Annotated in this window: 20 protein-coding genes; 12 read left to right on the top strand and 8 right to left on the bottom strand. The window is 50.4% G+C overall.

From position 1 onward, the window contains the following. The first annotated feature begins 219 nt into the window (after positions 1-219). Positions 220-864: an adenylate kinase gene (gene adk, locus QWY20_RS09345; protein ID WP_330128753.1), complete on the top strand. Its 645-nt coding sequence runs from the start codon at positions 220-222 to the stop codon at positions 862-864. 87 nt (positions 865-951) lie between these two features. Here adk and tpx read toward each other — a convergent pair whose 3' ends face one another. After that, a complete protein-coding gene (gene tpx / locus QWY20_RS09340) occupies positions 952-1563 on the bottom strand; it encodes a thiol peroxidase (RefSeq protein WP_330128752.1) in 612 nt (203 codons plus the stop codon). 117 nt (positions 1564-1680) lie between these two features. Here tpx and QWY20_RS09335 point away from each other — a divergent pair, with 117 nt between their 5' ends. Then, the gene (locus tag QWY20_RS09335; RefSeq protein WP_330128751.1) at positions 1681-2697 is read left to right on the top strand and encodes a response regulator; all 1017 of its coding nucleotides are present in this window, start codon (positions 1681-1683) and stop codon (positions 2695-2697) included. A 2-nt stretch (positions 2698-2699) separates the two neighbouring features. Next, positions 2700-3686 carry a sensor domain-containing diguanylate cyclase gene (locus QWY20_RS09330; RefSeq protein ID WP_330128750.1) on the top strand — a complete coding sequence of 329 codons (987 nt, stop codon included), beginning with the start codon at positions 2700-2702 and terminating at the stop codon, positions 3684-3686. Here the strand turns inward: QWY20_RS09330 and QWY20_RS09325 are convergent. Further along, positions 3681-5195, bottom strand: coding sequence for a SpoVR family protein (locus tag QWY20_RS09325; protein WP_330128749.1), 1515 nt, complete (start codon positions 5193-5195; stop codon positions 3681-3683). The two genes, QWY20_RS09330 and QWY20_RS09325, sit on opposite strands and share 6 nt — an antisense overlap. Positions 5196-5303: 108 nt before the next feature. Here QWY20_RS09325 and QWY20_RS09320 point away from each other — a divergent pair, with 108 nt between their 5' ends. From QWY20_RS09320 to QWY20_RS09290, 7 genes are all read left to right on the top strand, one after another. Further along, positions 5304-6854 (top strand): recombinase family protein, encoded by a 1551-nt coding sequence (locus tag QWY20_RS09320; RefSeq protein ID WP_330128748.1) that lies wholly within the window; start codon positions 5304-5306, stop codon positions 6852-6854. Between the two features lie 310 nt (positions 6855-7164). After that, positions 7165-7425, top strand: coding sequence for a hypothetical protein (locus QWY20_RS09315; protein WP_330128747.1), 261 nt, complete (start codon positions 7165-7167; stop codon positions 7423-7425). Between the two features lie 55 nt (positions 7426-7480). Further along, positions 7481-8116, top strand: a complete 636-nt coding sequence (locus QWY20_RS09310) for a helix-turn-helix domain-containing protein (RefSeq protein ID WP_330128746.1) — start codon at positions 7481-7483, stop codon at positions 8114-8116. Positions 8117-8639: 523 nt separating this feature from the next. Beyond that, a complete protein-coding gene (locus tag QWY20_RS09305) occupies positions 8640-8840 on the top strand; it encodes a hypothetical protein (protein ID WP_330128745.1) in 201 nt (66 codons plus the stop codon). Between the two features lie 29 nt (positions 8841-8869). Continuing rightward, positions 8870-9280: a hypothetical protein gene (locus tag QWY20_RS09300; RefSeq protein WP_330128744.1), complete on the top strand. Its 411-nt coding sequence runs from the start codon at positions 8870-8872 to the stop codon at positions 9278-9280. 441 nt (positions 9281-9721) lie between these two features. Continuing rightward, positions 9722-10762: a phage major capsid family protein gene (locus QWY20_RS09295; RefSeq protein WP_330128743.1), complete on the top strand. Its 1041-nt coding sequence runs from the start codon at positions 9722-9724 to the stop codon at positions 10760-10762. 64 nt (positions 10763-10826) lie between these two features. Next, positions 10827-11174, top strand: a complete 348-nt coding sequence (locus QWY20_RS09290; RefSeq protein WP_330128742.1) for a hypothetical protein — start codon at positions 10827-10829, stop codon at positions 11172-11174. A 1348-nt stretch (positions 11175-12522) separates the two neighbouring features. On the opposite strand, the gene QWY20_RS09285 is transcribed toward QWY20_RS09290, so the two are convergent. The 4 genes from QWY20_RS09285 to sodB form a co-directional block, all read right to left on the bottom strand. Further along, positions 12523-13557, bottom strand: a complete 1035-nt coding sequence (locus QWY20_RS09285; RefSeq protein ID WP_330128741.1) for a competence protein CoiA family protein — start codon at positions 13555-13557, stop codon at positions 12523-12525. Positions 13558-13667: 110 nt separating this feature from the next. Then, positions 13668-14948, bottom strand: a complete 1281-nt coding sequence (locus QWY20_RS09280) for a YeaH/YhbH family protein (protein WP_330128740.1) — start codon at positions 14946-14948, stop codon at positions 13668-13670. A gap of 19 nt (positions 14949-14967) precedes the next feature. Continuing rightward, the gene (locus QWY20_RS09275) at positions 14968-16890 is read right to left on the bottom strand and encodes a PrkA family serine protein kinase (protein ID WP_330128739.1); all 1923 of its coding nucleotides are present in this window, start codon (positions 16888-16890) and stop codon (positions 14968-14970) included. Between the two features lie 204 nt (positions 16891-17094). Beyond that, complete coding sequence (gene sodB / locus QWY20_RS09270; protein ID WP_330128738.1) at positions 17095-17679, bottom strand: superoxide dismutase [Fe]; 585 nt, start codon at positions 17677-17679, stop codon at positions 17095-17097. 254 nt (positions 17680-17933) lie between these two features. Here sodB and QWY20_RS09265 point away from each other — a divergent pair, with 254 nt between their 5' ends. Next, positions 17934-18278, top strand: a complete 345-nt coding sequence (locus tag QWY20_RS09265; protein WP_330128737.1) for a Grx4 family monothiol glutaredoxin — start codon at positions 17934-17936, stop codon at positions 18276-18278. Between the two features lie 51 nt (positions 18279-18329). On the opposite strand, the gene rnt is transcribed toward QWY20_RS09265, so the two are convergent. Then, complete coding sequence (gene rnt, locus QWY20_RS09260) at positions 18330-19001, bottom strand: ribonuclease T (protein WP_330128736.1); 672 nt, start codon at positions 18999-19001, stop codon at positions 18330-18332. A gap of 113 nt (positions 19002-19114) precedes the next feature. Between rnt and QWY20_RS09255 the strand changes: the two genes are divergently transcribed. Then, the gene (locus tag QWY20_RS09255; RefSeq protein WP_330128735.1) at positions 19115-19990 is read left to right on the top strand and encodes an OmpA family protein; all 876 of its coding nucleotides are present in this window, start codon (positions 19115-19117) and stop codon (positions 19988-19990) included. Between the two features lie 3 nt (positions 19991-19993). Here the strand turns inward: QWY20_RS09255 and QWY20_RS09250 are convergent, their stop codons facing one another. Further along, positions 19994-20341: a hypothetical protein gene (locus QWY20_RS09250; RefSeq protein WP_330128734.1), complete on the bottom strand. Its 348-nt coding sequence runs from the start codon at positions 20339-20341 to the stop codon at positions 19994-19996. Positions 20342-20360 lie beyond the last annotated feature (19 nt).

The following is a 20360-nucleotide window of genomic DNA, read 5'->3' as shown; positions in this document are numbered from 1 at the left end:
TTTATTCGACCAAAGTGGTAATTGCCGTTAAAAAAAGAGCCTTGCTGATGTGCAGGCTCTTTTTTATCAGCATCAATGCTGCTTGCAGCACTTCGACTAAAAGACAGTCGCAGCAGAGTAACTGCCAGTCACAGGACAAAATTCTTGTTTCAATGCCATCATTGTGTAAAGATCCAGACCGTCCATATTTGAAAAATTTAGAACACATGAGGGTGTTGTATGCGGATTATTTTGTTGGGTGCCCCAGGTGCCGGTAAGGGGACTCAGGCTCAGTTTCTGATGAACAAGTTTGGCATCCCGCAAATTTCTACGGGCGACATGCTGCGAGCCGCCATCAAAGCAGGCACCGAGTTAGGTCTGGCAGCCAAGCAAGTGATGGATGCTGGCCAGTTGGTGTCGGATGACATCATTATCGGTTTGGTGAAAGAGCGTATTGCAGAGCCGGATTGTGCCAAGGGCTTTTTACTCGATGGTTTCCCGCGTACCATTCCACAGGCAGAAGCTATGGATGCTCAGGGTATCGCCATTGATCATGTGATTGAATTTGATGTACCGGATGATGTGATTGTCGAGCGTATGGCCGGTCGCCGGGTTCATCCGGCATCTGGCCGGGTTTATCATGTTGTGTACAACCCGCCTAAAGCAGAAGGCAAGGATGATCAGACCGGAGAAGATCTGGTGATTCGAGCCGATGATACCGAAGAAACCGTTCGTAAGCGGTTAGCAATTTACCACGATCAAACCAAACCGTTGGTAGATTTTTACCGTGCTGCAGCTGGTGCCGGTAAAACCCACTACCATCACCTGGATGGTACTCAGAAAGTGGATGCCATTGCCGCGCAGCTCACGACCTTGCTGGCATAGCGCCTGCATCTACAAGCGAGCCGGTGATACAAAAAAGCGATGCCAGTGCATCGCTTTTTGCTGAGTAGCTTGTCGTTTCTTTACTGGCTAAGTGTTCGCCAACATTTTGGCCAGCGCATCCAGTACCTGCTGATAATCCGGCTCGTTTGTCAGCGATTTCACTTGCTGGATATAGCGGATCACCCCATCACTATCAAATAACAGTACCGTTCTGGCCAATAAGCCCATATCTTTAATCAGTAAGCCATAATTGCTGCCAAAATCACGCCAGACAGCATCGGATAATACCTGCAATTGGTCCACCGCTTCCTGTTCACAAAAACGTCTTTGGGCAAACGGCAAATCGGTACTGATGGTCAACAGCACCACATCGGCTGGAAGCCCGGCTACTTCATCGTTAAAGCGTTTGGTTTGCAGCGAGCAGGTGCCGGTATCAATGCTTGGTACCACACTAATCAGCACCGGTTTGCCGGCAAAGTCCTGCAGTGATACGGCCTGAAATTGTTGATTGACTACCCGAAATGCGGGAGCTTTTTGGCCCACCTCGACCGGATGACCCAATAGAACAACCTGCTGTTGTCCGGCCCGGATATCACTCAACCGACTGGGCAACTGTTCTGTCAGATCAATGCCTTGTGCTGTATGACTCAGCACAAAACCGCTGAGCAGGATACAGACGTTCAATAAGCTTGTTTTCATGAAAGGGACCTCCTTAAGCAAAGAGCTAGCCTAACACAGAACCCTGGGTTTAGATGATGGCTATTTGTAGAATGAGCGTATAAACTATAATCAAACACAAATAAAAATGAAGAGCCTATGATCCCTGCCGTGCTAATTTGCGATGACTCTAATTTGGCCAGAAAGCAAATGGCACGTTGTTTGCCTGATAGCTGGCAGAGTGCTATCCATTTTGCCGCTCATGGGGCTGAAGCTCTGCAAGTCATTAAGTCCAACTCGATTGATCTGCTGTTTCTGGATCTGAATATGCCTGTGCTGGATGGTTATCAGGTGCTGTCTGCTTTAAAAGAAATGCACTCGACGATTCGGGTGATTGTGGTCTCCGGCGATGTGCAACCTGAAGCTTATGAGCGGGTGATGCAGCTGGGAGCTGCCGATTTCGTTAAAAAGCCGGTCGATGCCAACAAAATAGCCCCCTTGTTGGATACGGTGGCCTCAGAGCGTAAGTCGATGCCGGAGGCTAAAGTGTCTGTTCAACCTCTGCAGCAAACAGTGGAGGTTGATGCTGAGCTCAGAGACGTGTTTCAGGAGCTTACTAACGTGGCCATGGGTCAGGCCGGAGACTTGTTGGCTCGTTTACTCAATGTCTTCGTTAAACTTCCTATCCCGAATGTCAATTTAATTGAAGTGAGTGAGCTGCATATGGCGCTGGCTTCGGTTGAAGAAGAAAGCAGTACCTCAGCCGTTTGTCAGGGCTTTATCGGGGGTGGTGTTTCTGGTGAGGCACTGCTAATTTTAACCGACTCTAGTTTTAAAGACATCGCCCGCCTGATGAATTATCACGGCAAACTGACCCATCAGGTCGAGTTAGAGTTGTTGATGGATATTGCCAATATCTTGATCGGTTCAGTCCTAAAGGGGTTGGCAGAACAACTGGATATGAGCTTTAGTCAGGGCCATCCGGTGGTGCTTGGTCAGCATGCTGCAGTCAGTGAGCTGATTAAAGCCAACTCGGGCCGCTGGCGCAAAACCCTGGCAATTGAAATTAGCTATGGCATTGAAAATTACAACATCATGTGTGATTTGTTGCTGCTGTTTACTGAAGATAGCCTGAAAACATTGAAACACAAAGTCGCGTTCTTACTGGAAGATTAGTTATGTCAGATGCACAGGTTGAAGTTTCTGAGATCCACTGGCTGATGGATATGTTTCAGACGGTGGATGTCGGCTTAGTGGTGCTGAATTGTGATTATCGTATCCAGGTGTGGAATGGCTTTATGGAAAGCCATAGCGGCTTGAGCCCCCGCCAGGTACGCGATCGTTATCTGTTCGATCTGTTTCCGGAAATAGACGAAGACTGGCTGCGTCGTAAATGCGATCCAGTGTTGTTGCTGAAAAATCGTGCCTTTACCATCTGGGAGCAGCGCCCCTATATTTTCAAATTCCGCAATTACCGGCCTATCACCGGCTCCGCCGAGTTTATGTACCAAAACAGTACTATCTTTCCGCTTACCAATAGCCGCGGTGAAGTGACTAATCTGTGTCTTATTATTTACGATGTCACCGATGTAGCGGTTAGCAGGCTGGAATTGGAGTCAATGAATCATCGGTTGCATCAGCTGTCGAAAACGGACTTTTTAACCCAGCTGCATAATCGCGGTAGTTGGGAAAATACCCTGGTGCAGGAATACAAGCGCATTCAACGTCATCAACATGTCAGTAGTTTACTGATGATCGATATCGATCACTTTAAACGGGTGAATGATGACTATGGCCATGCTGCCGGTGATGAGGTGATTCGGGAAATTGCCAAGTTGGTGAAAAAGAACCTGCGCGAAACCGATATTGCCGGGCGCTATGGTGGCGAAGAGTTTGCTGTGCTTCTGGTTGATACCCCTGAAGAACAGGCGGTTTACTTTGCCGAGCGACTGCGAAAATCGGTGGAGAAAACGGCCATACGACACCATGAATTGAGCATTCAATGCTCGGTCAGTATCGGCATTGCTCAGTCTGCCAAAGCGATGGAAAACCACCGACAGTGGATTGAACAAGCTGACAAAGCCTTGTACTTTTCGAAAGCGAATGGTCGCAATCGTGTCACGCTGGCTAGTAAAATGCCTGCAGAACAGCCAGAAGCCTTATAAAGCAACCGGGCAGCGGCACAACTCTTTAATCACACCATCGTCTTGCTGCTGCTCCAGGCTCACCTGAAAGCCCCACAGCCGGTGCAGATGCTTCATGACTTCGGCAGTACTCTTTTCTTCCAGCGGTATATTTTGTTGCGGTACATAGCGCAGTGTGAGTGAGCGATCACCGCGCACATCCACGTTGTACACCTGAATGTTTGGTTCCAGCTGGCTTAAGTTATACTGCGCCGATAGCATCTGACGAATGCTGCGGTAGCCTTCCTGATTGTGAATGGCAGCTACTTCCAGGCTGGGATCCTGACTATCATCAACAATGGCGAATAAGTGAAAGTCGCGAATGACTTTGGGTGATAAGTACTGGCTAATAAAGCTCTCATCTTTGAAGTTTTGCATGGCAAAGTGCAAGGTCTCAAGCCAGTCTGAGCCGGCAATATCCGGAAACCACTCCTTATCTTCAGCAGTAGGCTGTTCGCAAATACGGCGTAAATCAGTAAACATGGCAAAGCCTAGAGCGTAGGGGTTGATCCCAGAATAATAGCGGCTGTTGTAGGGCGGCTGCGCTACCACATTGGTATGGGTATGCAAGAACTCCATCATAAAGCGCTCACTGACTACTCCTTCATCGTACAGGTGCTGCAAAATGGTGTAATGCCAAAAGGTGGCCCAACCTTCATTCATCACCTGGGTTTGTTTTTGCGGATAAAAGTACTGCGATATTTTACGTACAATTCGCACCAGCTCACGTTGCCAGGGTTTCAATAAAGGTGCATTTTTTTCAATAAAGTACAGGATGTTTTCTTGAGGCTCCGAGGGAAAGCGTTGCTTGTGTTCGGTTTCTGTTACCGGCTTGGTTGGAATGGTGCGCCATAAATCATTGACCTGGGATTGCAGGTAAGCCTCGCGTTCTTCCTGGCGCTTTTGCTCTTCTTCCAGCGAAATTTTCTGTGGCCGTTTGTAACGATCAACCCCGTAATTCATCAGTGCATGGCAAGAGTCGAGGATTTCCTCGACCTCAGCAATGCCATATTTCTCCTCGCAGCGACTGACGTACTCTTTAGCAAAAAGCAAGTAATCGATGATGGAGGAGGCATCGGTCCAGGTTTTAAACAAGTAATTGTTTTTGAAAAAAGAGTTGTGGCCATAGCTGGCATGCGCCATCACCAGGGCTTGCATGGTGATGGTGTTTTCTTCCATCAGGTAGGCAATGCACGGATTGGAGTTGATCACAATCTCATAGGCCAGCCCCATGTAACCACGCTTGTAATTTTGCTCGGTTTGAATGAATTTTTTGCCGTAAGACCAGTGATGGTAGCCCAGTGGCATCCCAATACTGGAATAAGCATCCATCATTTGCTCGGCGGTGATCACCTCGATCTGGTTGGGGTAGGTATCCAGACCATAATGAGCTGCCACCCGGGCGATGTTCTGGTGATAGGCATCCAGCAGCTCAAAGGTCCAGTCAGGCCCATCTGACAAAGGTGTAGGTTTACGTTGTGCTTTGGCCATCATATACCTCCGCTGAAAAACTAAGCTGCTTGTTTTTTAAAGAGCTCACTGTTTGGTATTAGTGTAAGTCGTAATATAATCCCAATGCTTACACGGAGAAAAATACTCATGACAAATCCTGTTGCTATTTCATACGGTCGTTTTTCCAGTATAGCTCAAGGAGAAGGACGCAGCGTCGAGCGGCAAGAGTTAGCCGCCAAAAAATACTGCGAGGTCCACGGCTTAGAGTTAACCGACAGATACTTTGACGAGGGGCTTAGCGGCTTCCACGGCGTGAACCGCTCAAAGGGCGATCTCTCGATTCTCCTTGAGAGGGTGCAGTCCGGCGCTATACCACAGGGAACCTACCTACTGATCGAGGAAACAAGCCGCCTCACCCGGGAAAATGCCCTCGAGGCTATCAGCTTGATCCAATCTCTCGTCTCCGCTGGTCTGGTTATCGTGACACTCGACGACGGTCTGAGGTACAGCCGCGAGAACCTGACGACAGACTTCCATAACCTCTTAGCCCTGATCCTGAGGTTACAGCGTGGCCATGACGAATCGAAAGTTAAGTCGATGAGAGCTAAAGACGTTTGGCTAGCGAAGCGACAACAAGCGAGTGAGGGTAAGGCTCCATCTATGCGTCGTCCGTTTTGGCTGGATAAAGAGGGCAGGCTGAACGAGCGAGCGGAGGTCGTTCGCGAGGTTTTCCGTCTCCAGACTGAGGAGCTCAAAGGGTCTCAGGCGATTGCCCGGGAACTGAACGCGAGGGGCATCCCTAGTGCGAACGGTCGCTCTAAGTGGAGGGCCGAGGGTATTAGTCACCTGTTGCGAAATGAGGCGGTAATCGGGGTCTTTCATGATCTAACGAATGACAGGAGACTGTCTATTTATGAGCCAGCGATCAGCCTTAGTCAGTTTAACGAAGCGCAGCAGATCCTTACCGGGAGGCGGACCTCGAGGGGCTCGACAGGGGAGTGGCTAAGCGCCCTGAATGGTATTGTTAAGTGTGGGACTTGTGGCGGCTATATTCGATGGATCAAGACAAAGACCGGGAGGACTGGCTATTGCAGAGCTGCTAGGGCGGATGGTTGCTCAAACCGGAAAGGATTTAGCTATCGGGCCTCCTTACTGTTTACTTACGTGAGAGCATTGGATGCAGTGCTCCATCTCAAGGCTCAAAGCCCTGACGAGAAGGACCAGCGAGCCGAGCTCGAGAGGAAGCTCAAGGAAGCCGACGCAAAGATCCAACGCTGGATCAAACTGGTTGACGAGTTAGGAGATGATCAGTTCGACGAAGTCGCGGAGAGGCTTAAAGCTGCAAAGGCAGAGCGAACAGCAATCGAGAAGGCACTCCTCAAGACAAACCAAGAGGATGGGGTCTTCGAGAGAATGATGGACTTCCTCCTCGGCGACGGTCCGGATCTCATGGATCAGGTCATTGAGGGCGATCCCCGAGCCTCTGAAAAGCTGAATGCTTTATTCCGGCAGATCGGCATTAACCCCGTTATTCAGGATGGGAGCATTTTGGATGGCGATATTCGAGCGGAGGTCCTGAGCTGGCAAGAGATCGCCCTCAAGTCACCCGACAAAACCATCGGGAAGATTTTCAAAGATCCGACTGGCGAGTATCCGATCCAATTAGGCGGCGGCTATGGTTATAACGGGGACCTTTAAGGAAAGACCAGTCGACAGCTAAGCTAAGCAATTCAAAGGCCGTGTTATGAGTGGCGCGGCCTTAAGGTTCCCCCTATTGGCTCCCAAGTTACCCGACGTCCCTTAAATTTTTTAGGCAAGCCCCAAGGGGATAATTTAAGGCACAAGCCCCCCGTCAGTCCCCGAGAAAAGCCTCCTTCCGACCTTTGGGAACCGGACACAAGGACCACTTTCGGGATAATCCCAGTTTTGGATCTTAAAATACTGATTTACATCGTTATTTTTCATTTGTTAGGATGCGGCCTCGTTCGATACTCACGGAAAAAACCAAATGTACTTTACTGATCCTTACCTATTTGATGACGCTAAGTTAGCCGCCGCGAATTACCCCGAGGAACTCGTCCCGGATATGCTGTGGGGAGCCTCTCCGAATGACCTCCGGAACGTCTCAGAGAGTGACGTTTTTCTTTATCAATGGGATGAGCTGGAGGACCCGATTAAAGCCGCTGAGATCGTCTCTCAAGGGCTTCCTCACATTGTTATCGGTTCGCTTGTGTTCGTCGGCGTAAAGCGAGTGGCTAAGGCCGCCTAAGGGAAACGGCGAGGGGGCTCCTTTGGTGGGGCCCGTAAAATGGAAAGATACCGAGATGCAGTTTTTTAAGATTAAATACGGGCGGCATAGTACCTACGTTGTAAGCATGAAAGACGGAGACAAGGTCGTCCCAAGGTTGCTCAACCGATTCATTCCACAAGTCGCCCTTACCAGAGTCTTTGAGATGTCCACAATGTTAATCGCTGGCAACGACTTGCCCGGCTCTATGGAGGTCGAGGAGCTTAGTCTTGCGGACTTGTATCAATACATACTCGATTGTCCTTGCTCTAACATTCTCAAGGTCACAAGCGTAGTGCGGGAGGCTTGGTTTTCGTTCCATGAGGGCCGCTTCTCGAGGCATCGGGCTGATCGGAAGTTGACCCCAGAAAAACTTATTCGCCTGAGGAAGCTGATCGCGAAGAAGCGTCCCAAAGCGGAGATCGCTCGGGAATTAGAGATCTCCCGTCAAGCCCTCTATCAGGCGATCGAAAAGCTTAAGCACAAAGAATACGAGGAACAGTGCGCGAAAGGGCTGATAACGAAGGTTGGTCGGCAAGCATTCCAAACGGCCCCCGAGGGATCTAGTTGGGCCACAAGATACCTGCTCCGGGAACAGGCTAAAGTTCGGGCACTCGGTCCGCTTTTGGGCTTCGATTTGGCGCAACTAAAGCAAGAAAAAGTGTCAACTTAGAGTTTCTTTCGGCCCTTTCCTGTAAGGGCTTCCAACAGTCCCTGCGTATAAGAGAAAGAACACCCCCGGGAAACATCCCCAAAGTGAAACTTTAAGACATCCTTTAAGACCCCTTAAAGACAATCTTAAAGACACTCTTCGGACGTCTCTCTCTATTCACCCGGGAGTGGGAGAGGACCGATCTCCTCGTCTCTGTAAGGAAGAAACGACGAGGCCTCCAACAGTCCCCCCATATAAGAGAAGAACACCCCTAGAACATCTCCACAAGGGAAGCTTTAAGGCCCCCTTAAAGACAACTCCTCGAGCTCTTACAGGACGGGGCCTCCCACACGGTCACCTCATATAAGAGAACGAACACCCCTCGAATCGTCCTCAAGGTCTTCTCCTTCCTTGTGGGCAATCAAGCCCCGGTGTAAGACTTCCCGAGCTTTGGAAAGCTGCCGGGCACTTAACATTCTGTGCCACGTCTTTTTTTGCCAATTCGCATACCTCCTTTAACTCAATGATACCGGAGTAACTCGCCATGAAATCCACCAACAAGATGCGCAAAGAGTACGGTTCGACACGTCGTCGAATTGTCGTCTGTGCAGATCAGCAAACTGAGCGATTCATTCTCGAGGCGCAGACGCGACTGTCTGAACTTACGGGCATGACCCCGAGCTTATCCGTCGCGATCGCTTACCTCGTGAAAGAAGGTCATAAAGCCGCCGTGAACAACCGTTAACCCTACAACCAACCATAAGAGCCCAAGCCATGAAAAAACTTATCGACGTTCAGAGCGAGCTAAAAACTCCTCAAGCCGCTGTCCGCCTCTCAAAGATGGGCCGTCAGGACAAAGACGAGAAGATCCTCGACATCCCCCTGACGTGCGAGTCTTCGAGGAAAGCCCTCAAAGAGCTGATGAGCGATGTCCGTTTCGTTTCAGGCCATAATGTCAGCCCCCTGATTGCCTTCGAGATGCTGCTGCATTACTGGCTAATGGAGATTAAGCGAGCACCTAGGGCCGTCGTCGCGGTTCGTCTTAATTCAGCTCGTAAATTTGCCCATAAGATGCGCCAGCATGACACCCAAGCCGCTAATGCAGAATATGAGGCAATAGCCGATCGCCTGTTAAACGCCCTCAGCGAGCCGAGGCAAGCCGATGAGGGCATCAGCAATGCCTAGCCCTTATGTTCTGCAACGAATCCGCCTCACAAATGCGGCGGAGTTCCTCCAGACTGTACCCAAAGACCTCAAAGAGCGACGCAAGGCCCAGAACAATAAATCAGTTCTTCTGGCTGTCCTGAATTGCATCGGCAGTTGTCGATTCTGCTCTGAGCCTTTGGGCCGTCTTGAGGCCCTGTCCGGGGTCTCCCGATCATCGTTAAGAAACGCCCTGAATGACCTTAGGGCCCTCGGTTACTTGTCAGTAATACCAAGGCAAGGGCAGCCCCATTTAATCGCCGCTGGCGCTAATCTCGAGGTTCTCTCAGGTCTGGTTCTTGAGGAGTAAGCCTCCGAAAACTATCCCCCCGGGGCTTTCCCCGAGCCCTCAGTTGTCCCACTGGAGCGCAATGCTCCGCCCCGCAAGACCACCACAACAACCAATCCAAAAGGACATAAACGATGCCACACAAAGTTATCCAAAACCGTAACTTTTCAGACCTGATCGCCAATGCTCAGCCAGAGCAGATCCCAATGTTTGACGATGCAACGGATCAGATCAAAGGCTACCGCTTGAGCTCACCCTCGACCCTAACGGTCCGCCTTGACGACGCGGTCTTGACCCACGACGAGCAAGCCTTATTGCCGCTTGCCACCCGGGCCGCCCTTCGTCGCGAAATGAATACGACCAATAGTCAGGCCACCGCCAACGCCGCCAAGACAAACCCTTTCACATGGAAGCATATGATCTTGGCGTCTGGCGTCCTTGGTCGTGCCGGGACCTCGTTCGATATGAGCGGCAACTTTGAGGGGACCCCGTTCTTTTCCGGCTTTGATTCCCACTTCGGGACTGTCTGGCTCGGCGAGAATGCAGAGATCCCGGAGCACACCGCAACGACGATCAACTTCCCTTATGAGATCCACACGGTCGGGGCCTTCTCGCTTGCCAGCCGTCGGATCATTAAGTTGGCCCCTCAAGCATTGCCACAGGTTCAGATCGGACAAGCCATCGCAATTAAGAACGCTGTCGAACAAGCCCTGATTGCTGGCAACAAGACTAAGAACCCGAACGCCCCTGATGGTCTTGTGAAGCAAGTTGTCGATCAGAGCTTAATGGGCACCTCTAAGACTGGCTTGGTCATTCTTAGTGAGGCCGTCGAGATTCTGGAGGGCAACGGCTTAGACAAAGACGCTTTATCGGTGGTAATGGCCCCAAATGTCGCGAAGAAGTTCCGCCAAGAGTTAGCCTCAGTAGCCCATCCGGCGTTGTCGATTCCAGCGCCTCAAATGCTGGTCTCTAAGTTCATGCCTTCGGGAACCCTGATCGCAGGACGGTATAGCGACTTTCAGGCTGTCACAGGTAACGAGATCAGCTTCCTAGCGCATACGTACACACCGCAACACGTTGCAGAAACTGGAGCGACCCGCATCCGCTCTCTGTTTGACGTCGACGCTAAAGTCCTGAATCAGGAGAGCTTCGTCAAGGTAACAGGGATCGCCTAAGCGACGCCCCAAAGACTAGCCCCCGGGGACTTTCTCCGGGGCTTAACCAAAAGGAGACATCACAATGTTTTTCAACAAGAAAAAAGTAACGACAACTAACTTACAGATAGCGTTGGCCGAGGCTCAGGCTTGTAAAGTGACCTTTAGACCCGGCGACGTCGATTCCGACTTCAGAGCAGGAGACGAGGGCCTCAGGGTCATGATTAGCGACTTTGGGCCTTACATGCCGTTTATCTTAATGAGGGGGTCGAAGGACTGGATCGCTAGGGCCTATGAGCTGACCGACAAAGAGGCATCGAAGGTTTACCGCCTTTTAGTTGCGAAGGCTCGGAAAGAGATACAAGTCTATGAGCGTGACGTCAGGAGAAGATCCAAGACCCCGAGCATCTGGGAGATCATGCGGAGTTGGTAAGCCTGTCTATGAGATGAGACTTTAAGACGCCTTTAAGTGAGGTTGTTTGTTTCATCTCCACCAACAACCCACCCTAGGGACCGCCCCTCGAACCTCTGAGACTGATCCGTCCTTCTTTAAGTGCTCCATCGTTCCTGTCTTTAAGTCCTGCCTTGGTTAATCGAGGGGGGTCTTTTAGGGGGTGTTTGGGGCTGTCTTTATGATCCCTTTATATTACCAGATAAATTAATTATGAGCTTTCAAGACTTTGATCTATATGACTTTATCGATGTTGACGACCTTCATTTTGAAACTGAAGACGAACCACCACAGAAAAAGCGAGGCAGACCTCCGTTAACTGTCAAAAATCCCTTAGATGACGTTCCGTCCTCAGTCTACCTTGACGAGGGACGAGCGGTTATCTGGTTGGACGATGTGCTTACAGGTGCGATCAGAGCGGCTGGTCTGAAGGATCGACGTTCAACAACGAAAGGACCTTACGTTTCGCTGTCAAAGGTTATCAAGACCCTTTGCACGTTGCCGGGAGACTTGACCCCTCGACGTATCTCTGAGGCGATGAGGGTCTCCCACGATGTCGGATGGCGGATCGTGTCTGTTATCCAAATAGCGACCTTTGGCATCCAAAGAACATTAGCCGCCCCCTCACGTATTCGAGCTTATGGCCCGATTTCCTCCCCCTCCACCCCTGCCGCAATCAGAGGGTCCCGGAGGGCAGCTTGATCCCCTCGCCTTAAAGGGGGTCTTCGAGGCTCGTCGACGTACTTCGTCCCGGGGTCTGGAGCTCGTGTCGACGCTCGAGGGAACCTCCCGAAAGGCTACGCCCGGCGCATCTTACAAGAAGCCCGGCGTCCCGGCGGTAAATTCTTTTTGTTTACCCCCGACGGGTCCCGACAAACCCTCGTCATGGAGCGGGGAAGTCGCGGGGACGATCTCTCCGTTGTCCTTGTGGGAATCCAGCGTCCAGAGTATCAGAAGCGGCTCAAGTTCGAGGAGACACTCTCCCGGCTTGTCGCTGATACCTACGAGGCGATCCTCGTCCAGAAGCTCGACGCCTTGCTTCCACCCTCCGACAAATAAAAGCCCCCACGGAAACCCCCCAGAAACGCACAGAGGCCGCGAGGTCTCGCCCCTTGTTCTCATATTCAAACGCGGAGAAGTTCGCGGAGAACGCCGCTCAGGAAGCGAGGGGACAGGTCGCGGGGACGGGTCCTTCCGGGCCGATCCGTCGTGGGTCATTCGCGCCGCGATCTTTCACTTGTGCGAGGGATTTTGTGCCCTTTCCATTAATCACCCGAGAGGAGAACCGGGATGAAAGTCAACATGGGGGCCCCCAGTCGATGCCGGGAGCTCACTTATCCTTGCTTAGTGGTGCTAATTCGTATCGACCACTATGGGAGTATGTGGAAAGCACGATCGAGCATCTGTCTTCCTCAGCTTTTCTTGCCCAGTCGTGGTAATTCTCCAGAGTGTAACAGTTGCTTTGTGGTGCGCCGCAATTATTACATTCAACACAGTAAGGAAATTTTGGGGCATTGCCTTTCATATTGGGGTGGGCCCCTATGGCTGTAAGACCAAGGCTTTTAAGTCCATCATTGCCGATTTCTGCGACAAGATCGCTGTAAAAGGTGGAGCAATTCGGCACTGTTTTAATATAGTTATCAAAATTAGAGTTCATGGTGTCGCCCATCCCTATGGGAATATGAAGCTTTACCTTGCATTTCCAACAGTTAGATTCCATGTAATAAAGAAGGGTGCTGTCTTTATCCTCTTTCCAGACTAGCCCTCCAGTGAGTAAGGTTTTAACGAAATCAGCTACCGATAATGGATAGTCTGCCATCTGCGGCGTTGACCTGTCGTCCATGAAGTGCTTTATCTGGAACCTTGGAAAGGCCTGGATCGAACAATGGCCTGAGTTGACGTAAACGCTGTCTTTCATAAACCAAGCAGCGCGAACCCCTGAATCAAAATATCTTTTGTGTCTGACTTTAAGTTCTTTTGCTGTTTGTGGCGAGAGCTGGATCTCGAGAGCGACTTTGGCCTTTCCTTTTGTGCAATAAACGTCAGCGATCCATTTGTCGCCGTTTTTACTGTGGCCCATGTATTCCGTCGTAACGGTCCAACCGGCAGATTCTGCGGCAGCTGAAACTATGGCTTTTAAGCGCAAATGCTCCTTACTTTCAGGCTGTGAAATACAGTCTTCAGACTTCCGGTAATGAGCAAAAAACTGAGTACCAAGGGGACTGGTCTTAACGACCGCTCTTTGATTGCAGCAAGGTAGAGTTAACAGTTTATTTGAATCCGACTTTTTCAGCTTGTCCCATTCAGCAGGGGACATCTTGTGGGAGAACAAGGTCTCCCCTTGGAGTTCTGCTCTCAGTGGCATCTGTTCCTCACCATGTGACGTCTACAAGCAATACCGATACATATTCGGCCATGCGGGTATGATCGACATATTGCCACAACTGGCCTTAGTTTTCGGAGAAGGGGCGAAAATTAGGTATTAACTCTATTTACACTCTTGCGGAATAGCTCCCGGAATACCGGATAGATATCGGCTTGCTCCCTTATGGGCTGAATCGCAAAATTATCAAACTGTGGCAGCAGGGTTTCGTATTGTTGCCACAGACTTTGATGCGCACGGGTGCTTATTTCGATGTAAGCATAGTAACGTACCAGCGGCAGAATCTGATTGGCCATGATTTGCTGGCACAAGGGGCTATCATCGGTCCAGTTGTCGCCATCGGAAGCTTGAGCGGCATAAATATTCCACTCCTGTGGGTTGTAACGATCGCGCACAATATCATGCATTAGTTTGAGGGCACTGGAGACTATGGTGCCACCGGTTTCCTGGGAGTAGAAAAACTCTTGCTCGTCCACCTCCTTGGCCTGCGTGTGATGGCGAATGTAGACCACATCGACATTCTTGTAGCTGCGGCTTAGGAACAGGTAAAGCAGAATATAAAAGCGTTTTGCCATATCTTTGGTGGCTTGATCCATCGAGCCGGAGACATCCATCAGACAGAACATCACCGCTTTGCTGGTAGGCTCTGGTCGCTTTTGATAGTTACGGTAACGTAAATCAAAACTATCGATGTAAGGCACGGCGGCAATACGCTGTTTTAAATGCGTAATCTCTGCTTCAAGTTGCATTAGTTTCCGCTGATCGGGCACGGCTTCGTTTTGCAAAGCCTCCAGCCGTGCCTCCAGCTCTGCCAGAGCACGCTTTTTATCCGCCGACATGGCAATGCGCCTGGCCAGCGAGCCCCGCAGTGAACGGACAATGTCAATATTGCTTGGCACACCTTCAGCCCGGTAACCGGCCCGTACCTGTTTGTATTGGGTGAGTTTATCCAGCTGGTTTTTTTTCAGATTGGGTAGTTCCAAATCCTCAAACAGCAAATCCAGGTACTCGTCCTTGGAGATAGAAAAAACAAAATCATCTTCCCCTTCGCCATCGGCACTGGCATCACCGCGGCCGCTGCCCTGACCACCCCCTCCGTCTGGTCGCTTAATTCGATCACCTGGACTGAACTGGTCATTGCCCGGATGGACAATTTCGCGATGCCCCCCCTTACCATGGTGAAACATGGGTTCGGTAATGTCTTTGCCGGGAATGCTGATGCTTTCCCCGCTGTCGATATCGGTAACGCTGCGCTTACTGATGGCATCGGACACGGCTTTTTTGATCTGTTGCTTGTAGCGGCGCAAAAAGCGCTGCCGGTTGACAGCACTTTTGTTTTTGCCATTGAGTCGTCGATCAATAAAATGCACCATACTGCCTCCGGTAGCGTCTTTACTGCGATTTGCGCACCCGCAGATACCATTCCGATAATAGCCGGACCTGTTTGCGGGTATAACCTTTCTCCATCATACGATTGACAAAATCGTCGTGTTTCTTTTGATCTTCGGTTGAGGTTTTGGCATTGAACGAAATAACGGGTAGTAACTCTTCGGTGCTGGAGAACATCTTCTTCTCAATGACCGTGCGCAGCTTCTCGTAGCTGGTCCAGACCGGATTTTTACCATTGTTCTTTGCTTTGGCTCTAAGCACAAAGTTGACGATTTCATTGCGGAAGTCTTTCGGATTGCTGATGCCGGCTGGTTTTTCAATTTTTTCCAGCTCGGCATTCAGCGATGCCCGGTCGAACAACTGGCCGGTTTCCGGGTCGCGGTACTCCTGATCCTGGATCCAGAAGTCGGCATAAATCACATAGCGATCAAAGATATTTTGTCCGTACTCGGAGTAGGACTCCAGATAAGCGGTTTGAATTTCTTTGCCGATAAATTCCACGTATTTAGGAATCAGGTAGCCTTTCAAGTGCTCCAGCAGTCGTTCTGCCATCTCTGCTGGGAATTGTTCGCGCTCAATTTGTTGTTCCAGTACATAAAACAAATGCACCGGATTTGCCGCAACTTCGGTTGAGTCAAAGTTAAACACCCGGGAGAGTATTTTAAAGGCAAAGCGGGTTGATAAACCGGTCATGCCCTCATCGACACCGGCATAGTCCCGGTATTCCTGATAGGATTTGGCTTTCGGATCGGTATCTTTCAGGCTTTCACCATCGTACACCCGCATTTTGGAATAAAGACTGGAGTTCTCCGGCTCTTTAAGCCGAGATAGCACCACAAACTGGGCCAATGAAGACAAGGTGCCAGGAGCGCAAGGGGCTTCGCGCAACTCAGAATGGTCTATCAGCTTGTGGTAAATGTTTTGCTCTTCGGATACCCGCAGGCAATAGGGCACTTTGACAATGTACACCCGGTCGAGGAAAGCTTCGTTGTTTTTATTGTTTTTGAAGGTTTGCCATTCCGACTCATTGCTATGGGCTAAAATCATGCCATCAAAGGGCAGGGCTGCTAAACCTTCGGTGCCGTTGTAGTTGCCTTCCTGGGTTGCTGTCAGCAGTGGGTGCAGCACCTTGATCGGTGCTTTGAACATCTCAACGAACTCCATCAGGCCTTGATTCGCCCGGCACAAGGCACCGGAGTAACTGTAAGCATCTGGATCATGCTGCGCAAAATGCTCCAGTTTACGAATATCGACTTTACCAACCAGGGCAGAAATATCCTGATTGTTTTCATCACCCGGCTCGGTTTTAGCGATGGCAACCTGATTCAAAATGGATGGATGCCGCTTGACCACCCGGAACTGACTGATATCTCCATTAAACTCATGCAGCCGCTTACTGGCCCAGGGGGACATAATGGTGGATAAATAGCGCCGTGGGATGCCAAACTCTTCTGCCAGCAGTTGGCCATCTTCATCGGCATCGAACAGGCACAGTGGATGATCGTACACCGGTGAGCCTTTCAGGTAGTAGATAGGAACTTGCTGCATCAGGTACTTAAGCTTTTCTGCCAGTGAGGATTTACCACCGCCGACCGGCCCCAACAGATACAGAATTTGTTTCTTTTCTTCCAATCCCTGGGCTGAGTGCTTTAAGTAGGAAACAATTTGCTCGATGGCGTCTTCCATGCCGTAAAAGTCAGCAAACGCAGGGTAGCGACTGATGACCCGGTTTGAAAACAAACGGCTGAGTTTGGGATCGTTCGAGGTATCAATCAGTTCCGGCTCACCAATAGCCAGCAACAAGCGTTCAGCGGCACTGGCAAAGCAACTTTTATCGTTTTTGCACAGCTGCAGAAACTCCTGAATGCTGTATTCCTCTTCCTTGGTGGCTTCGTATCTGGACTTATAGTGCTCAACAATGCTCATATGCACCTCCGATCAGCTGACGAAAATAGGTACCAGTTACTTTAAGGTTAGACACTAAAAAATAAATTCGCTCAGAATTCATCGCAAAAAGATGGATTTAATCGAGCTCAAATACAGCGCAATGGTGTTGTATTATGTACGGCGTGCTGCGGGATTGGATTAAAAAAGCCCGGTTAAAACCGGGCTTGATAGTGCTAAGTTGAATTAGGCTGCGAAGTTTTTGCTGGCAAAATCCCAGTTCACCAAGGCCCAAAACGCATCCAGGTAGGTCGGGCGGGCATTGCGGTAATCGATGTAGTAAGCGTGTTCCCACAAATCAACGGTCATTACTGGCGTCAGGCCAGCATGGGCTAGTGGGGTATCCGCATTGCTGGTATTGACGATATCCAGGCTGCCATCGGCTTTTTTCACCAGCCAGGTCCAGCTGGAACCAAAATTGTTGACGGCTTTATCGTTGAACGCAGCTTTAAAGTCGGCAAATGAGCCCCACTTCGCATTGATGGCTGCAGCCAGATCACCCGCAGGCTCACCGCCACCATTTGGGCTTAAACAGTGCCAGTAGAACGTGTGGTTCCACACCTGAGCGGCATTATTGAACACGCCACCTTCAGAGGTGCGAACAATTTCCTCCAGCGATTTACCAGCAAAGTCAGTGCCTTCAATCAGTCCATTCAGCTTAACCACATAGGTATTGTGGTGCTTGCCGTAATGGTATTCCAGCGTTTCTTCAGAGATATGCGGCGCAAGCGCATTTTTTGCGTACGGCAAGGCGGGTAATTCGAAAGCCATTTTATTCTCCATTCACGTTGTTAAGAGTGTCTGCACGGATTAGACTACAATACCTGAGTAAAATACTCAAGTTTTAACCGGTTCCAAAAAGCCCCTAGGTGTACCTGCTAGGGCGAGCAGAAGCTTTGTTACGACTGTCTACCAAGATTGGGTCAGTGAGCCGAAAAACAAGGGGCAGGTCATGAATTTCAGCTTGGAACAAGGTACAATGTCAGCACAGCCGAATAGATACCGTACAGATACGAGGATATGCTATGGAAACTCTGGATAGAATTAAGCAGCAAATTGCTGAAAACCCAATACTGTTGTACATGAAGGGATCGCCAAAACTGCCGAGTTGCGGGTTTTCAGCTCAGGCATCCCAGGCATTGATCAACTGCGGTGAGCAGTTTGCTTTTGTGGATATTCTGCAGAACCCGGATATTCGTGCCGAGCTGCCAGCTTATGCCAATTGGCCAACCTTTCCACAGTTGTGGGTAGAAGGCGAGTTGATCGGTGGTTGTGACATTATTCTGGAAATGTTTCAACGTGGTGAGCTGCAGCCACTGATCAAAGAAGCCGCTGCTAAGCACAGCCAGGGCGAAACTGCTGGCGAGTAAAGCCACAGCGTGAGTGCCGTGAGTAATAAAAAAACCGCCGCGGCGGTTTTTTTATGTCGGTTGATCGCTATGCACAGCAGCGGAAGGCTCGATGTCGCCAGCCAAAGGCCAGCCTCCGAGTTGTTGCCACTGATTGACGATATGGCAGAACAATTCGGCCGTTCGCTCGGTATCGTACAAGGCGCTGTGGGCTTCTTTGTTATCAAAATCAATACCAGCCTGTTTGCAGGCTTTTGACAGCACCGTTTGTCCCAGGGCCAATGCCGACAGGCTGGTGGTATCAAAAGAGACAAAAGGGTGGAAGGGGTTACGCTTAAGGTGTATGCGCTGACAGGCGGCATTAAAGAACCCCTGATCAAAAGCTGCATTGTGTGCCACGATCACAGAGCGCTGACAGCCAGCGGCTTTTTGCGCTTTACGCACTGCTTTGCATATCTCGGTAATGGCTTCACGCTCAGGGACTGCACCGCGCAGCGGCTGATAAGGATCTATGCCATTAAAGGCCAGAGCACTTGGCTCCAGGTTGGCTCCGGCAAAGGGTTCAACATGAAAATGCAGGGTCTGCATGGGCTGCAGTAACCCATCTTCATTCATCGTCAGCAGGGTGGCCGCTATTTCCAGCAGTGCATCGGTTGTTGCATTAAAGCCGGCAGTTTCAATATCAATCACTACCGGGTAATACCCCCGAAAACGCTGTGCCAGTAAAGAAGTTGTTTGCGCCATGAACCCGCCTGCTATGCTGAAAGTGCTATTATGCCAAAAGATCCGGTATAGATCTCGTGTCGGCACGGTGTTTGCTAGGTTTTTACTCAGAATCTTCATCAAGGATGTCGCTTATGCGGTTTTTGTTGCCAACCCTGCTATTTCTGCTGTGTACTCAGCTGGCTTTTGCCGGGCAAAGCTATATCCGGCAATATTCTGCCGCCCTGGAGCAATCCGAGTGGCAACTGCGGCACAATACACCGCTGCGCTGTGAGATCAGTCATCCGATCCCGGGTTTTGGCGAAGCGGTCTTTCATAGCGAGGCTGGCAAAGAGGTGAATCTCTGGTTTGAACTCAAAATGCTGCAACAACCGGATGCCTATGCGCTGGCAGAAGTGTTGTCATTACCACCGCGTTGGCGGCCGGGAGAACAGCCCAGAGCCATTGCCAGCATGCGTTTGCTGAAACAGTTTGACGGGGATCTGCCGAAAGAGTCTGCCTGGGCTATGTTGCATGAGCTGGAGCGTGGCTATCAGCCCACATTTTACTTCTCCGACTGGTACCGGCCAGACAACAAGGTAGTGGCCAGTTTAAATCCGGTGCAATTTCCAACGGTTTACCGGGACTTCAACCACTGTATCTCGTTGTTATTGCCCTATCGATTTGATGATATTGCTTTTACCGTGTTGAGTTACGAAGTTGGGGGCGATCAACTCACCCGCGAGTCCAGGCGCCGCCTGGCAGCTATTGCTGAGTACCTGAAGCATGATGATGCCATTGAAGTGGTGCAGATACAGGGGCATACCGATACGTACGGCGGCCGCTGGATGAACGAGCAATTATCGATTCGTCGGGCCGAAAAGGTCAAAAGCTTTTTTGTTGAAGCCGGTTTGCCTGAGCATCGTATTGAGGTCGAAGGCTTTGGTCAGCGGCGCAATGTTGCTCCCAACCAACGCGTGCAGGATAGGGCCATCAATCGCAGAGTGGTGGTGCAGATGACCCGGCCTTAGTACCTAGTCACTGGCAGGCAGCACCATCATATCTACCTGTCGCCACTGCTGTTGCTCGGAGATGATAATCCGAATACGTTGCTGAGACTGGTGGTAGTGCAGTTCTAACTGCCCATACCGCTGCCGCTGGCTGGTTGGTTCCCCCAATTGCTGCAGATAAAACTGCTGCAGTGCTTGCTGACTTTGCTGGCTAAAGTAACTGAGCACTGCTGGCAGTTTATCGTCCAGTCTTGCAAACTCACGGGCATCCTGCGGTTTTTGCCATTGGTCAAAATTAACCGCCGCCTGAACGCCTGCTGTGGCGAATAGCATGATAAAAGACAACGCCAACTTTGCTGGAGATAGTCGCATCGGATTTTCCTTTTGGTTC

Origin of the sequence: Alkalimonas cellulosilytica, from assembly GCF_036325985.1 — a bacterium.
Taxonomy (GTDB): Bacteria; Pseudomonadota; Gammaproteobacteria; order Enterobacterales; family Alteromonadaceae; genus Alkalimonas; species Alkalimonas cellulosilytica.
Note: the sequence above shows the minus strand (reverse complement) of the source record. Positions and strands in the feature narration are given on the sequence as shown.

Coding starts and splice junctions, on each gene's coding strand:
- adk (WP_330128753.1), top strand. CDS start 220: ATGCGGATTATTTTGTTGGGTGCCCCAGGTGCCGGTAAGGGGACTCAG.
- tpx (WP_330128752.1), bottom strand. CDS start 1,563: ATGAAAACAAGCTTATTGAACGTCTGTATCCTGCTCAGCGGTTTTGTG.
- QWY20_RS09335 (WP_330128751.1), top strand. CDS start 1,681: ATGATCCCTGCCGTGCTAATTTGCGATGACTCTAATTTGGCCAGAAAG.
- QWY20_RS09330 (WP_330128750.1), top strand. CDS start 2,700: ATGTCAGATGCACAGGTTGAAGTTTCTGAGATCCACTGGCTGATGGAT.
- QWY20_RS09325 (WP_330128749.1), bottom strand. CDS start 5,195: ATGGCCAAAGCACAACGTAAACCTACACCTTTGTCAGATGGGCCTGAC.
- QWY20_RS09320 (WP_330128748.1), top strand. CDS start 5,304: ATGACAAATCCTGTTGCTATTTCATACGGTCGTTTTTCCAGTATAGCT.
- QWY20_RS09315 (WP_330128747.1), top strand. CDS start 7,165: ATGTACTTTACTGATCCTTACCTATTTGATGACGCTAAGTTAGCCGCC.
- QWY20_RS09310 (WP_330128746.1), top strand. CDS start 7,481: ATGCAGTTTTTTAAGATTAAATACGGGCGGCATAGTACCTACGTTGTA.
- QWY20_RS09305 (WP_330128745.1), top strand. CDS start 8,640: ATGAAATCCACCAACAAGATGCGCAAAGAGTACGGTTCGACACGTCGT.
- QWY20_RS09300 (WP_330128744.1), top strand. CDS start 8,870: ATGAAAAAACTTATCGACGTTCAGAGCGAGCTAAAAACTCCTCAAGCC.
- QWY20_RS09295 (WP_330128743.1), top strand. CDS start 9,722: ATGCCACACAAAGTTATCCAAAACCGTAACTTTTCAGACCTGATCGCC.
- QWY20_RS09290 (WP_330128742.1), top strand. CDS start 10,827: ATGTTTTTCAACAAGAAAAAAGTAACGACAACTAACTTACAGATAGCG.
- QWY20_RS09285 (WP_330128741.1), bottom strand. CDS start 13,557: ATGCCACTGAGAGCAGAACTCCAAGGGGAGACCTTGTTCTCCCACAAG.
- QWY20_RS09280 (WP_330128740.1), bottom strand. CDS start 14,948: ATGGTGCATTTTATTGATCGACGACTCAATGGCAAAAACAAAAGTGCT.
- QWY20_RS09275 (WP_330128739.1), bottom strand. CDS start 16,890: ATGAGCATTGTTGAGCACTATAAGTCCAGATACGAAGCCACCAAGGAA.
- sodB (WP_330128738.1), bottom strand. CDS start 17,679: ATGGCTTTCGAATTACCCGCCTTGCCGTACGCAAAAAATGCGCTTGCG.
- QWY20_RS09265 (WP_330128737.1), top strand. CDS start 17,934: ATGGAAACTCTGGATAGAATTAAGCAGCAAATTGCTGAAAACCCAATA.
- rnt (WP_330128736.1), bottom strand. CDS start 19,001: ATGGCGCAAACAACTTCTTTACTGGCACAGCGTTTTCGGGGGTATTAC.
- QWY20_RS09255 (WP_330128735.1), top strand. CDS start 19,115: ATGCGGTTTTTGTTGCCAACCCTGCTATTTCTGCTGTGTACTCAGCTG.
- QWY20_RS09250 (WP_330128734.1), bottom strand. CDS start 20,341: ATGCGACTATCTCCAGCAAAGTTGGCGTTGTCTTTTATCATGCTATTC.